Source organism: Kosakonia oryzendophytica, assembly GCF_027886705.1.
Lineage (GTDB): Bacteria > Pseudomonadota > Gammaproteobacteria > Enterobacterales > Enterobacteriaceae > Kosakonia > Kosakonia oryzendophytica.
This window is the reverse complement of the sequence record NZ_CP115659.1, coordinates 1,931,053-1,944,568: the sequence shown is the minus strand read 5'-3', so window position 1 is coordinate 1,944,568 and position 13,516 is coordinate 1,931,053. Positions and strand designations below refer to the sequence as shown.

Annotated in this window: 12 protein-coding genes; 10 read left to right on the top strand and 2 right to left on the bottom strand. The window is 53.1% G+C overall.

Annotated features, from left to right (window positions below; genetic code table 11):
* The first annotated feature begins 10 nt into the window (after positions 1-10).
* Entirely contained in the window at positions 11-1,789 is a 1,779-nt protein-coding gene (locus O9K67_RS09400) for an aminopeptidase P family protein (RefSeq protein ID WP_061494255.1), read from the top strand.
* A gap of 48 nt (positions 1,790-1,837) precedes the next feature.
* Here the strand turns inward: O9K67_RS09400 and O9K67_RS09395 are convergent, their stop codons facing one another.
* On the bottom strand, positions 1,838-2,449 hold the full coding sequence (locus tag O9K67_RS09395) for a hypothetical protein (RefSeq protein WP_061494254.1): 612 nt from the start codon (positions 2,447-2,449) through the stop codon (positions 1,838-1,840).
* A gap of 266 nt (positions 2,450-2,715) precedes the next feature.
* Between O9K67_RS09395 and O9K67_RS09390 the strand changes: the two genes are divergently transcribed.
* From O9K67_RS09390 to O9K67_RS09360, 7 genes are all read left to right on the top strand, one after another.
* The gene (locus O9K67_RS09390) at positions 2,716-3,072 is read left to right on the top strand and encodes a YdiL family protein (protein WP_061499871.1); all 357 of its coding nucleotides are present in this window, start codon (positions 2,716-2,718) and stop codon (positions 3,070-3,072) included.
* Between the two features lie 59 nt (positions 3,073-3,131).
* On the top strand, positions 3,132-4,352 hold the full coding sequence (locus O9K67_RS09385) for an MFS transporter (RefSeq protein WP_061494253.1): 1,221 nt from the start codon (positions 3,132-3,134) through the stop codon (positions 4,350-4,352).
* Positions 4,353-4,616: 264 nt separating this feature from the next.
* Positions 4,617-5,852: an MFS transporter gene (locus O9K67_RS09380; RefSeq protein ID WP_061494252.1), complete on the top strand. Its 1,236-nt coding sequence runs from the start codon at positions 4,617-4,619 to the stop codon at positions 5,850-5,852.
* Between the two features lie 38 nt (positions 5,853-5,890).
* Positions 5,891-6,757 carry a quinate/shikimate dehydrogenase gene (gene ydiB, locus O9K67_RS09375; protein WP_061494251.1) on the top strand — a complete coding sequence of 289 codons (867 nt, stop codon included), beginning with the start codon at positions 5,891-5,893 and terminating at the stop codon, positions 6,755-6,757.
* A 25-nt stretch (positions 6,758-6,782) separates the two neighbouring features.
* Entirely contained in the window at positions 6,783-7,541 is a 759-nt protein-coding gene (gene aroD, locus O9K67_RS09370) for a type I 3-dehydroquinate dehydratase (protein WP_061494250.1), read from the top strand.
* 157 nt (positions 7,542-7,698) lie between these two features.
* Positions 7,699-9,294, top strand: a complete 1,596-nt coding sequence (locus O9K67_RS09365) for an acyl CoA:acetate/3-ketoacid CoA transferase (RefSeq protein ID WP_061494249.1) — start codon at positions 7,699-7,701, stop codon at positions 9,292-9,294.
* 13 nt (positions 9,295-9,307) lie between these two features.
* Positions 9,308-10,456 carry an acyl-CoA dehydrogenase gene (locus tag O9K67_RS09360; protein ID WP_061494248.1) on the top strand — a complete coding sequence of 383 codons (1,149 nt, stop codon included), beginning with the start codon at positions 9,308-9,310 and terminating at the stop codon, positions 10,454-10,456.
* A 47-nt stretch (positions 10,457-10,503) separates the two neighbouring features.
* Here O9K67_RS09360 and O9K67_RS09355 read toward each other — a convergent pair whose 3' ends face one another.
* Positions 10,504-11,415 carry an AraC family transcriptional regulator gene (locus tag O9K67_RS09355; RefSeq protein ID WP_061494247.1) on the bottom strand — a complete coding sequence of 304 codons (912 nt, stop codon included), beginning with the start codon at positions 11,413-11,415 and terminating at the stop codon, positions 10,504-10,506.
* Positions 11,416-11,742: 327 nt separating this feature from the next.
* Between O9K67_RS09355 and O9K67_RS09350 the strand changes: the two genes are divergently transcribed.
* Together O9K67_RS09350 and O9K67_RS09345 are read left to right on the top strand one after the other, a co-directional pair.
* The gene (locus tag O9K67_RS09350; RefSeq protein WP_061494246.1) at positions 11,743-12,507 is read left to right on the top strand and encodes an electron transfer flavoprotein; all 765 of its coding nucleotides are present in this window, start codon (positions 11,743-11,745) and stop codon (positions 12,505-12,507) included.
* 20 nt (positions 12,508-12,527) lie between these two features.
* Positions 12,528-13,475: an electron transfer flavoprotein subunit alpha gene (locus O9K67_RS09345; RefSeq protein ID WP_061494245.1), complete on the top strand. Its 948-nt coding sequence runs from the start codon at positions 12,528-12,530 to the stop codon at positions 13,473-13,475.
* Positions 13,476-13,516: the final 41 nt, after the last annotated feature.

The window sequence follows — 13,516 nt, the reverse complement described above, 5'->3', positions numbered from 1 at the left end:
AGGATCCCACATGCAATCCCCTTCACCGCTGGAAGCATTACGTGACCAGTTAGTTGCACTTGAGCTTGACGGCATCATCGTCCCACGCGCCGATGCTCATCAGAGTGAAAACTGCGCACCGCATGACAATAAATTGCAGTGGCTGACCGGTTTCACCGGGTCGGCGGGCATGGCGCTGGTGTTGCGCGATAAAGCGCTTCTGTTTGTCGATGGCCGCTACCAGGTGCAGGTGCGCAACGAGGTGGATCTGAGTGCGTTTGACATCCATCATTTGCACAACGAGCCGCTGGATCAGTGGCTTAATGCTTCACTGCCCGCCGGGAGCCGCATCGGGTTTGAGCCGTTACTGATGGTTAACAGCCAGTATCAGGCGCTGAGCGCGACGCACTGCCGGTTAATCGCGTTAACCACCGATCCGTTTGATGCTATCTGGCACGATCGCCCGGCAGCTCCGTGTGGGGCTATCCGCGAAATGCCGGTTGCGATCAGCGGTGAAAGCAGCGCCGACAAACGTGCGCGAGTTGCCCGTGTGCTGGCGGAAAAAGGGGCGGATTTTCTCGCTATCACCCTGCCGGACAATATTGCCTGGCTGTTGAACATTCGTGGATCGGATATCGCGATGAACCCGGTGGCGCACTCTTTTGCCCTGCTGAGCCGCGACGGCGAGGTGGAGTGGTTTGTGGCGCCACCCAAGACAGCCACACTTTCCGCCGCGCTCATCTCCACGCTGACGCTCAACGATGTTGACGCCTTCCTGCCCCGTTGCCAGCAGGTTGCGGCGGGCAAAAAGATCCTGCTCGACGGCGATTTCGCGCCTGTCGCACTACGTTTCGCCATTGAACAGCACGGCGGTGAGGTGCTGTGGGGCGCCGATCCGATTACCTTTATCAAAGCGCATAAAAATGCGGTTGAACTGGCGGGTTACCGCGAAAGCCATCAGCAGGACGGCGCTGCATGGGTGAACTTTCTTGCCTGGCTGGCGCAGGAAGTCCCGGCCCGCGAAGCAGCCTGCAACCCGGTGACGGAACTGGAAGCTCAGCAAAAACAGCTCGAGTTCCGCCAGCGGCAGCCCGGTTTTATTGAGCAAAGCTTCAGCACCATTTCCGCCTCCGCTAGCAATGCCGCCATGTGCCACTATCACAGCAGCGAAAAAACCAACCTGCCGATTACCCGAGCTCATCTCTATCTCAATGACTCCGGTGGTCAGTACCAGAACGGTACAACCGACGCCACGCGTACCTTGTCATTTGGCCCGGTAGATCCCCAGCAACGCCTGCACTATACCGCTGTGCTGAAAGGCTTTTTGTCGATGTTCACCCTGCAATTTCCGAACGGTACGCACGGGCATCAACTGGATGCCTTTGCCCGCCGTGCCCTCTGGGATTTAGGGCTGGATTTTGATCACGGCACCGGCCATGGCGTGGGCCACCAGTTGCTGATCCACGAGCAGCCACAGCGTATTGCCAAAAAGGTCAACCCATGGCCACTGTCTGCGGGCAATATCATGACCATCGAACCGGGTTATTACCTGGCCGATCGCTACGGTATTCGCATCGAAAACCAGGTGGAAGTGGTGGAAAGCCAGCCGGGTTTCTGCCGCTTTGCGTCGCTGACGCTGATCCCTATCGATTTAAGCCTGGTCGAATGGAATCTGCTCAGTGAACAAGAGCAGCAGTGGCTGGATGATTATCATCAGCAGGTTCGCGACACGCTATCGCCGCGGGTCGACAGCGAGGCCCGCCCGTGGCTGTTTGCCGCCACCGCGCCACTGCGCGTTCAGGCCGGGTGACGCCGCCATCAACAGATAAAGGGGCGCGGATGCGCCCTTTTTTTACGCTCATGCCTGTTCTTTAGCGCCGCCCCACCCCGCTCTTTCCTGCGCAAGAAACCCGGTGGCGACAGCATGACACAACGCCGCTTCCTGCCCGATCCCGGTATCGTCATCGTAGTAAATACCGGAGAGCCCCAGTCCCATCAGACACAGCATGTGCAACACGCGCAATGCGCGCACCTCCGGCGTGGCATCAGGATGAACAACAATACAGGGCGCAGTGGCGAACGCTATCACCATCCCCTGAGGATCTTCCCCCGGACGCTGCGGTATTCCCTCCTGATCCGGTTTAACCACGCGAATACCAAGCGCCCTGATATGCTGCACCAAACACTCAAAATAGGATTCGCTATCCACATGCTTCGGCTCCTCATCCACCGCCAGATAGCACCGGAGCGATTCCACAATCGCCTGCGCGTTACTGTCGGCGCACAAAGAGCCGACAAACGGGTTTGCACGACTCTCCGGTTGCCGCAGTTGTTCAAGGCGCTGAAGCTGCGACTGATACCACGGGTGGCGCTGCATGCCAGACAACAGTTCATGAAAACTCGCCGCCCCCATGTCGCCCCGTTGCATAAACTCTCGCATTTTTTCCGTCACAAATTCACTGTTCTTCATGGTGATTACCTTCCTGTGGTCATCAGATAAAAAGAGTATTGTCATAGCAGAAATAACCCTATTAATTTCATCGCGCTGTGGCAAATATCTTCGCATTGCACTGCGTAATAAAGGCAAATTCTTCGGCCTTGCTTCCAGAATCCAGCGTTTTAATTTACAGGCTGATAACAAATAATATTGCACAAGATCCTGTGACTCTGTTCAATATGCGTTCTGTGTATTCATGTTATTTATGCGTAATCGTTTTTACATGAAGCAATTAAATGATGAACGCATATGAATTGCAGGCATTACGCCATATTTTCGCCATGACCGTTGAAGAGTGCGCCATCTGGATAGCACCAGATAACACCACAGCGGAATGGCAGGCATGGGAAAATGGTGAGAAAGCGATCCCGGCGGATATTGTTGCAAAATTACTGGAACTGAGAAAAAAAAGACAAACTCACATCAACGCCCTTATCAGCCGAATAAATAATCGTATTGGCAATAATACGATGCGTTTTTTCGCGGATTTAGCCGCTTTTCAGACAGTATATCGTGATGGCGATTATCTGGACTGGAAAGTTTATCAGTCGGTGGCTGCCGAACTCTATGCACACGATCTGGAACATCTGTGTTAACGCGTTTGGTCCGCTCACGCCACTGACGATTCATTTTACCGTCACGCAGTACACACAAGATGAAAAATACCTATCTCTCTACTGCATTGGGTCTCTATCTGAATTACCTGGTGCATGGCATGGGGGTCATTCTGATGAGCCTCAATATGTCCTCGCTCGAACTCCAGTGGCAGACCAACGCGGCCGGTGTCTCTGTGGTGATTTCGTCGCTCGGTATTGGCCGGTTAAGCGTCCTGTTTTTCTCCGGAGTCTTGTCCGATAAGTTCGGTCGACGACCGTTTATTATCTTTGGCATGATCTGCTACCTCACGTTTTTTCTCGGCATCATTAATACACACAACATTCTCGTGGCCTACGCCTTTGGCTTTGTCGCCGGGATTGCCAACAGCTTTCTGGATGCCGGAACCTACCCCAGCCTGATGGAGGCATTTCCACGCGCACCCGGCACCGCGAATGTGCTGATCAAAGCATTTATTTCCGCAGGACAGTTTCTGTTACCGCTGATCATCAGCCTGTTGGTGTGGGCAGAACTGTGGTTTGGCTGGTCCTTTTTGATTGCCGCGGCCATTATGCTCCTCAACGGCGTGTTTTTGCTGCGCTGCACGTTTCCTCCTCACCAAGGGCGTCAGGTTACAGCCGCCAGACCGGCGCCAGACTGCGTGGCGCCGCCTGTTAAACACCGCTGCTCGGTTATCGATCTCGCCAGCTATACGCTGTATGGCTATGTGGCAATGACCACGTTTTATCTTATCAGTCAGTGGCTTGCACAGTACGGCCAGTTTGTGGTGGGTCTGTCTTATACCGCATCCATCAAACTGCTCAGCGTGTACACCTGTGGATCGCTGCTCTGCGTATTGATTACTGCTCCGCTGGTACGGAAAACTGCCAGAACCATGGCCCTGTTAATTCTGTACACCTTCATGTCGTTTGTGGCGTTATTGACGGTGTGCCTCCATCCCAGCGTATATGTGGTGGTGATTTTTTCGTTTGTCATTGGCTTCTCCTCGGCAGGCGGGGTCGTGCAGATTGGCCTGACGCTGATGGCAGCCCGCTTTCCGCATGCCAAAGGCAAAGCCACCGGTATTTATTACAGCGCGGGAAGCATCGCCACCTTTACCATCCCGTTAATCACAGCACGCCTCTCGGAGCACAGCATTGCCGATATTATGTGGTTTGATACCGCCATTGCCGCTGTTGGTTTTCTGCTGGCACTGTTTATTGGTCTGCGCAGCCGGATGGAATCCCGGCGTTTAGTCCATATATCACCGCTCGCGGAATAACCTGCCGGGTTGCCCATGCAATATTGTTGAGGCTCTTCTGCAAAATAATACGGACGTTATTTACCGTCTTAATCGCTCACGCCGGAAACCGCATTAAAGGCAATTCACATCACATTTTACCCTGCAATAAACCTGGCAAATTAAACGCCATGCTATGTATGTCCGGCCACAGCAACCACGTACAGTAATCACTAAACTCGCTGCCAGATATCACAGTAACAGGCGCGGGAGAACAAATTTAAAATTAGCATGGAGCTGTGAAAAATGTCTCAGAATAAGGCTTTCAGCACCCCTTTTATCCTCGCCGTTATCTGTATCTATCTCAGTTATTTTTTACACGGGATAAGTGTTATCACGCTGGCTCAAAATATGACGTCGCTGGCGGCAAAATTTTCCACCGACAATGCAGGCATTGCTTATTTAATTTCCGGCATCGGTCTTGGCCGACTGGTCAGTATTCTCTTCTTTGGTGTAATTTCCGACAAGTTCGGCCGCAGGGCGGTAATTCTGTTAGGCGTTGTCTTATATATGTGTTTTTTCTTTGGTATTCCCGCCAGCCCGAACCTGATGGTGGCCTTTGTTCTGGCCGTCTGCGTCGGTGTCGCCAACTCGGCACTGGATACTGGCGGCTACCCGGCGCTGATGGAGTGTTTCCCGACAGCCTCCGGCTCGGCGGTGATCCTGGTGAAAGCGATGGTCTCCTTCGGGCAGATGCTCTATCCCATGATCGTCAGCTATATGCTGCTCAATCATATCTGGTACGGCTATGGCGTCATCATTCCGGGCGTGCTGTTTGTGCTTATCACCCTGCTGCTGTTGAAAAGCCGCTTTCCCGGTCAGCAGGTGGACGCCAGTGTCGCCAAAGCATTACCGCAAATGAACAGCAAACCGCTGCCGTGGCTGGAAGGCGTCGCGTCGGTACTGTTTGGCGTTGCCGCCTTCTCGACATTCTACGTCATCGTGGTGTGGATGCCGAAGTACGCCATGGCATTTGCCGGCATGGTGGAATCCGACGCACTGAAAACCATCTCCTACTACAGCATGGGATCGCTGCTGTGCGTGTTTATCTTCGCCGTGCTGTTGAAAAAAGCCGTGCGCCCTATCTGGGCTAACGTCTTTAACGCCGGCCTGGCGACGCTGACCGCAGCGGTTATCTATTTATACCCGTCGCCGCTGGTGTGTAATGCCGGTGCTTTTGTTATCGGCTTTTCCGCCGCGGGCGGCATTCTGCAACTCGGTGTGTCCGTCATGTCGGAGTTCTTCCCGAAAAGCAAAGCCAAAGTCACCAGCGTTTATATGATGATGGGCGGACTGGCAAACTTTGTTATTCCGCTGATCACCGGTTACCTCTCAACGATTGGCCTGCAATACATCATCGCGCTGGACTTCGTTTTTGCGCTGCTGGCCTTCATCACCGCGCTCATTGTTTTCGTCCGCTACTACCGCGTATTCAATATTCCAAAAAACGATGTGCGGTTCGGCGAACGCTATTTTCAATAAACAGCTTCGATTCACGATAAAAATTCAAGGAGTCTATTATGGATGTTACTGCTAAATATGAACTGATTGGGCTGATGGCCTACCCCATCAGACACAGCCTGTCTCCGGAAATGCAAAATAAAGCGCTGGAAAAAGCCGGACTGCCTTATACCTATATGGCATTTGAAGTCGATAACACGACCTTTGCAAACGCCATTGCCGGGTTAAAAGCCTTAAAAATGCGTGGTACCGGGGTTTCCATGCCCAATAAACAGCTGGCATGCGACTATGTTGATGAATTAACCCCGGCGGCAAAACTGGTCGGTGCCATTAATACCATTGTTAACGATGATGGTTACCTGCGCGGCTACAATACCGATGGCACAGGACATATTCGCGCCATCAAAGAGAGCGGTTTCGATATCAAAGGCAAAACCATGGTGCTGCTGGGTGCCGGGGGCGCGTCCACTGCGATTGGCGCGCAGGCGGCTATTGAAGGAATTAAAGAGATTAAACTGTTTAACCGCCGGGACGACTTCTTTGAAAAAGCCGTCGCCTTCGCCAAACGGGTTAACGAAAACACCGATTGCGTGGTCACCGTGACAGACCTTGAAGATCAGAACGCCTTTGCGGCAGCCCTCGCCACAGCGGATATTCTCACCAACGGTACCAAGGTCGGCATGAAACCGATGGAAAATGCGTCACTCATCAGCGATGTCAGCCTGCTGCGCCCGGGATTGTTGGTCACCGAATGCGTTTATAACCCGCATATCACGAAGTTATTGCAGCAGGCGCAACAAGCCGGTTGCAAAACAATTGACGGTTACGGCATGTTGTTATGGCAAGGGGCTGAACAGTTCAAGCTGTGGACCGGCAAAGAGTTCCCTCTGGAATACGTGAAACAGGTCATGGGCTTCGAAGCCTGACAGGCTGGTGAATAAAAGGTACTCAATGAAAACCGTAACCGTAAAAAACCTCGTGATTGGCGAAGGGGCACCCAGAATTATTGTGTCGTTAATGGGAAAAGATATCGCCAGTGTGAAATCTGAAGCGCAGAGCTATCGCGACGCGGATTTCGATATCCTCGAATGGCGCGTCGACCATTTCGCCAATGTAGCCTCAGTTGAGGCCGTGCTGGAAGCAGCATCCGTCATCCGTACGATCATCACGGATAAACCGCTGCTGTTTACCTTCCGCAGCGCCAAAGAAGGCGGCGAGCAGGCGTTATCGGCTGAGCAGTACATTGCGCTGAACCGTGCGGCAGTCGATAGCGGCCTGGTGGATATGATCGATCTGGAGCTGTTTACCGGTGACGAACTGGTCAAAACCACCGTGGAACATGCACACGCGAAAAATGTGAAAGTCATTATGTCCAATCATGACTTCCATAAAACACCGCCGGCGGAGGAGATCGTTCAGCGCCTGCGGAAAATGCAGCAGCTTGGCGCAGATATCCCCAAAATCGCACTGATGCCGCAAAACAAAACCGATGTCCTGACGCTGCTCACCGCGACGCTGGAGATGCATGAGCGCTATGCTGACCGCCCTATCATCACCATGTCGATGTCTAAAACCGGCGTAATTTCACGTCTGGCGGGTGAGGTGTTCGGGTCTGCGGCTACCTTTGGCGCGGTTAAAAAAGCCTCCGCACCGGGCCAAATATCCGTTAGCGACCTGCGAACAGTATTAACGGTATTGCATCAGGCTTAATAAACCCAATTCAGGCGGGAATAAACATGCCCGCCCTTAATTAAAACAAATGACCGGACGTGAATATTTTCAATAAATATTCCGCGGCTTCGTACGCCTTTATTTCGCTGCACAGCGAATAATGCGGCTACCCGCCCGGTTATTTCGAGGAGCGATGATGAAACCTGAAAGACCCACACGCATTAATGGGCGTGTCACTGTGCTGTCTGCGCAGGACGCGGTGAATTATATTCCGGACGAAGCCACACTTTGTGTTTTAGGAGCAGGTGGCGGCATTCTTGAAGCCACCACATTAATTACCGCTTTAGCGGAGAAATATAAACAGACGCAAACACCGCGGAATCTTTCCCTCATCAGCCCGACCGGTCTGGGCGATCGCGCCGATCGTGGCATCAGCCCGCTGGCGCAGGAAGGTCTGGTGAAATGGGCGTTATGCGGGCACTGGGGGCAATCACCGCGCATCTCCGATCTGGCTGAGCAAGGAAAAATTGCTGCCTATAACTACCCACAGGGCATATTGACGCAGACATTGCGCGCCGCCGCCGCCCATCAGCCCGGCATTCTCAGTGATATCGGTATCGGGACGTTCGTTGACCCCCGCCAGCAGGGCGGCAAGCTGAATGAGGTCACCAAAGAGGAACTGATCAAGCTGGTGGAGATCGATAACAAGGAGTACCTCTACTACAAAGCGATTGCGCCTGATATTGCCTTTATCCGCGCGACCACCTGCGACAGCGAAGGTTACGCTTCGTTTGAAGATGAAGTGATGTATCTGGATGCGCTGGTGCTGGCCCAGGCTGTGCATAACAACGGCGGCATCGTGATGATGCAGGTGCAGAAAATGGTGAAAAAAGCCACCCTGCATCCCAAATCAGTGCGTATCCCCGGCTACCTGGTGGATATTGTGGTCATTGACCCAAACCAGACGCAGCTGTACGGCGGAGCGCCGGTGAACCGCTTTATCTCTGGCGATTTTACGCTCGATGACAGCACCCAACTCACCCTGCCCCTCAATCAGCGCAAGCTGGTGGCGCGCCGTGCGCTGTTTGAGATGCGCAAAGGTGCGGTGGGTAACGTCGGTGTCGGTATTGCCGATGGCATCGGGCTGGTGGCACGGGAAGAAGGCTGCGCAGACGACTTTGTCCTGACGGTGGAAACCGGGCCAGTTGGCGGCATCACCTCACAAGGGGTGGCCTTTGGCGCCAACGTGAATACCCGCGCCATTCTGGATATGACCTCGCAATTCGATTTCTACCACGGCGGTGGTCTGGATGTCTGTTACCTGAGCTTTGCCGAAGTGGATCAGCACGGTAACGTCGGCGTGCATAAATTCAATGGCAAAATTATGGGCACCGGCGGCTTTATTGATATTAGCGCCACCTCAAGAAAAATTGTGTTCTGCGGCACGCTGACCGCCGCCGGTCTGAAAACGGATATTACCGACGGCCAGTTGCGCATTGTGCAGGAAGGTCGGGTGAAAAAATTCATTTCCACGCTGCCAGAAATTACCTTTAGCGGAAAAATTGCCCTCGAACGCGGGCTGGATGTCCGTTATATCACCGAACGCGCGGTGTTTACGCTGAGAGAAGACGGTCTCCATTTAATCGAAATTGCGCCAGGCATCGACCTGCAAAAAGACATTCTGGACAACATGGAATTCACCCCGGTTATTTCCCCTCATCTGAAACAGATGGATGAACGCTTATTTATCGACGCCACCATGGGGTTCGTCTTACCCGAAGCGGCCCATTAACAGGAGTACAATAATGGATTTTTCTTTAACCGAAGAGCAGGAATTGCTGCTTGCCAGCATCCGCGAACTGATCACCAGTCACTTCCCGGAAGAGTATTTCCGCACCTGCGATCAGACGGCAACCTACCCGCGAGAATTTATGCGCGCGCTGGCCGATAATGGCATTTCCATGCTTGGAGTACCGGAAGAGTTCGGCGGCATTCCGGCAGATTATGTCACGCAGATGCTGGCGCTAATGGAAGTATCAAAATGCGGCGCACCGGCGTTTCTTATCACCAATGGGCAGTGTATCCACAGCATGCGCCGTTTCGGATCTGCCGAGCAACTGCGTAAAACTGCCGAAAGCACCATGGAAACCGGTGACCCGGCCTATGCACTGGCCTTAACGGAGCCAGGTGCGGGTTCGGATAACAACAGCGCCACCACGAGCTACACGCGCAAAAATGGCAAGGTGTACCTGAACGGGCAAAAAACCTTTATTACCGGTGCGAAAGAGTACCCTTACATGCTGGTGCTGGCACGCGATCCGCAACCGAAAGATCCGAAAAGAGCCTTTACGCTGTGGTGGGTGGATGCCAAAAAACCGGGTATCAAAGTTAACCCGCTGCATAAAATCGGCTGGCATATGCTGAGTACCTGCGAAGTCTACCTCGACAATGTGGAAGTTGAAGAGAGCGACATGGTTGGTGAAGAGGGGATGGGCTTTCTCAATGTGATGTATAACTTTGAGATGGAACGTCTGATCAATGCCGCGCGTAGCACCGGCTTTGCTGAATGCGCGTTTGAAGATGCCGCTCGCTATGCCAATCAGCGTATTGCCTTTGGCAAACCAATTGGTCATAACCAGATGATCCAGGAAAAACTGGCGCTGATGGCCATCAAAGTCGAGAACATGCGCAATATGGTGCTGAAAGTGGCCTGGCAGGCAGATCAGCAACAGTCTCTGCGTACCAGCGCAGCGCTGGCGAAACTCTACTGCGCACGAACGGCAATGGAAGTGATCGATGACGCCATTCAGATCATGGGCGGGCTGGGTTACACCGACGAAGCGCGCGTTTCCCGGTTCTGGCGCGATGTGCGGTGTGAACGTATCGGCGGCGGCACGGATGAGATCATGATTTATGTGGCGGGCCGGCAGATCCTGAAAGACTATCAGGACTAAGCGGATAATCCCTCAGTTCCCGGTAAACCGGGAACTGAGGTAACCACCTAAAACAGGACATTCTCCTGCGGATAAAAGCTGGGCAGGTGCTCTTGCTCACTCACATTATTTTTAAATTGCCGCCGGTAATCGCTTGGCGAGCAGCCGCCATGACGCAGAAAAAGCTTGGCGAAGTGATCCACATTTTCATACCCCACACGCCAGGAGATTTCCGCCAGCGAATTATCGGTATTGGTCAGCGCAAATTTGGCTTCGGTCATCCGCCGCTGGATCACATAGTTGATGGGGGAAATACGGTACTCTTTAGTAAATTCGTGACAGATATAACTGACACTGGCGCGAAATTGTTTTGACAACTGTTCGAGCGTTATTTTTTTGCGGTAATTGTTATTCAAATAGACCAGAACATCTTTAATTAATGCATCTTTTTTAATATAGCCCTGTTCCGAACGGTAGGCATTTTTAAAATTCTCGTAATACAACACCGTCAATGCATAGGCAAAGGCATCATAGACGGAGGACGTTAAGGTATTTTTACTTTGAGGTAACATTACACTCAATTCATTAAATATGCTTTTAATCACCGCTTTCCCCTGACCGGCGGAAACGACCGGACATGAATGCGGCTGCAACAACTGGTGCTCCTCCCGGTCACGAAAACGGAAGCTATGCAGGGCGCAGGTATAGGTGGTGGCAGGCGCAGTGGCATCCGATGCCACTGCGTGCAACCGCCCACGTTCAATCACCACAATATCATCCGCATGTGCGACATACAGTGAGGAGTCGATGATTAATCGCGCCACACCGTTTTTCACGTAAATAAGCTCGGTTTCATTATCGTGAACATGATGCCCGGATTCCCAGGCCGGATCATCGCTGATGACAAAGCGTGAAAATCGGGGTGTTTCCCCCTGCGCGAAAAGGGGTTCCATGGCATTATCAAAGCATCGCTGATACATGACAACCTCACATTTTGAGAATAAGCCCAAACAAAATAATAAGGATAAAATAGAGCGAGCGCTGCGGTTATTCAACTGGACTTTACAGGTGCAGAACAAGATTATTTACCGGGCATGCAAGATAATATGTTTACGCACGCAATTTATTTTCACTGACTTTTATTTTGCTTAATCGATCTCACTTTTTTTGCAAGATTGTTAGCAACGAAAACAGCTTGCCCCGTCGAAAACCCGATCCCGCTATCGCACACTATTTCCAGTCACGTTTGACCTTTCGTCGATGTTGGCGTCACCGCCAATATTCGCCCGCGACTTACAGGAGATGCCATGAAAATAATAACCTGCTTTAAACTGGTGCCTGAGGAACAGGACATTATGGTTATGCCCGACCATACGCTCAGCTTTGATAATGCAGAGGCGAAGATCAGCCAGTTCGATCTCAATGCCATCGAAGCGGCCACACAACTCGCCAGTGAAGGCGATGAGGTTACCGCACTGACCGTCGGCGGCTCGCTGCTGCAAAACTCGAAAGTACGTAAAGATGTCCTTTCCCGCGGTCCAAACAGCCTGTTTATGGTGCAGGATGCGCAACTGGAGCATGCCCTGCCGAAAGAAACCGCCCAGGCGCTGGCCGCAGCGGCAGAAAAAATAGGCTTCGATGTGATGCTGTTTGGCGAAGGTTCCGGTGACCTCTATGCCCAACAAGTGGGGTTGCTGGTTGGTGAGCTTCTGCAACTGCCGGTGATTAACGCGGTCAGCAGCATCCGGCGCGATGGCGCAACACTCACCGTTGAGCGCACGCTTGAAGAAGACGTGGAAGTGATCGAACTGACGCCGCCCGCCGTGCTCTGCGTCACGTCGGACATTAATGTCCCGCGCATTCCCTCCATGAAAGCCATTCTTGGCGCAGGCAAAAAACCGGTCAATCAGTGGCAACCCAGCGATATTGGCTGGAACCCGACCTCGCCGCAGGCGGAACTGATGGAGATCATCGTACCGCCAGCCACCACGCGCAAACACATCATCCTCGACAATGATTCGCCGGAAGCAATCGCTGCCCTGGCCGAACACGTGAAAAAAGCCCTGAATTGAGCCCAACGGAGAAGAACATCATGAGTCAATTAACCCGTGTCTGGGTACTGAGCGACAATGCTGAACGCTACGCAGAATTAATGACCGGTGCACGTCAATGGGGCCAACAGGTGCATGCCATTGTGTACGGTGCTGAACAGGCGAGCCGCCTCCAGGCACTGGGCGCAGATAGCGTGACGGTGCTTGAGCCGCATTCCGACCTGCAACGCATTGAAAACTTTGCTGAAACCCTTGCCGCTCTGATTGAGCAACAGAGCGCCGGTCAACCCGCGCTGCTACTGATGGCCACGACAAAACGCTGCAAAGCCTTGGGGGCAAGACTCAGCGTGCTGCTCAACGCCACCCTGGTGAACGATGCCACGGCGGTTAGCATTGACGCCAGTGGCGTCTGTGCGCAACACCGCATGTATGGCGGTCTGGCCTTTGGTAAAGAAAAGCTGAACAGCGCACTGACCATTATTACCCTTGCGCCAGGGGTAATGGAGCCCGTTGCCACCGATCCCTCCCATACCTGCCCCGTCATCACGGCGGAGTATATTGCGCCGCGCCATGAGATCCGTTGCCAGCAGCGCCGGGCGAAGACGTTGAGCAGTGTGGATTTGAGCAAAGCGAAACGTGTGGTTGGCGTGGGCCGTGGTCTGGCGGCACAAGACGACCTCGCTATGGTACGTGAACTGGCCAGCGTGCTGGGCGCAGAAGTGGGATGTTCCCGGCCGATTGCTGAAGGCGAAAACTGGATGGAGCGCGAGCGCTATGTCGGCGTCTCCGGCGTGTTGCTGAAGTCCGATCTCTACCTGACGCTGGGCATTTCCGGTCAGATTCAGCATATGGTCGGCGGCAATGGCGCGAAGGTGATCGTCGCCATCAACAAAGACAAAAATGCGCCGATCTTCAATTATGCCGATTACGGCCTGGTGGGCGATATCTACAAAGTCGTGCCGGCCCTGATCGACGCGCTGAGCCACTGACCCTTGTTCTTACGCAGATATCCCGCTGCGCGGACAGCGGG

Excerpts from the sequence above, each read along its gene's own strand:
- O9K67_RS09400 (WP_061494255.1), top strand. The coding sequence starts at position 11 with ATGCAATCCCCTTCACCGCTGGAAGCATTACGTGACCAGTTAGTTGCA.
- O9K67_RS09355 (WP_061494247.1), bottom strand. The coding sequence starts at position 11,415 with ATGTATCAGCGATGCTTTGATAATGCCATGGAACCCCTTTTCGCGCAG.
- aroD (WP_061494250.1), top strand. The coding sequence starts at position 6,783 with ATGAAAACCGTAACCGTAAAAAACCTCGTGATTGGCGAAGGGGCACCC.
- O9K67_RS09365 (WP_061494249.1), top strand. The coding sequence starts at position 7,699 with ATGAAACCTGAAAGACCCACACGCATTAATGGGCGTGTCACTGTGCTG.
- O9K67_RS09360 (WP_061494248.1), top strand. The coding sequence starts at position 9,308 with ATGGATTTTTCTTTAACCGAAGAGCAGGAATTGCTGCTTGCCAGCATC.
- O9K67_RS09390 (WP_061499871.1), top strand. The coding sequence starts at position 2,716 with ATGAACGCATATGAATTGCAGGCATTACGCCATATTTTCGCCATGACC.
- O9K67_RS09395 (WP_061494254.1), bottom strand. The coding sequence starts at position 2,449 with ATGAAGAACAGTGAATTTGTGACGGAAAAAATGCGAGAGTTTATGCAA.
- O9K67_RS09385 (WP_061494253.1), top strand. The coding sequence starts at position 3,132 with ATGAAAAATACCTATCTCTCTACTGCATTGGGTCTCTATCTGAATTAC.
- ydiB (WP_061494251.1), top strand. The coding sequence starts at position 5,891 with ATGGATGTTACTGCTAAATATGAACTGATTGGGCTGATGGCCTACCCC.
- O9K67_RS09380 (WP_061494252.1), top strand. The coding sequence starts at position 4,617 with ATGTCTCAGAATAAGGCTTTCAGCACCCCTTTTATCCTCGCCGTTATC.
- O9K67_RS09345 (WP_061494245.1), top strand. The coding sequence starts at position 12,528 with ATGAGTCAATTAACCCGTGTCTGGGTACTGAGCGACAATGCTGAACGC.
- O9K67_RS09350 (WP_061494246.1), top strand. The coding sequence starts at position 11,743 with ATGAAAATAATAACCTGCTTTAAACTGGTGCCTGAGGAACAGGACATT.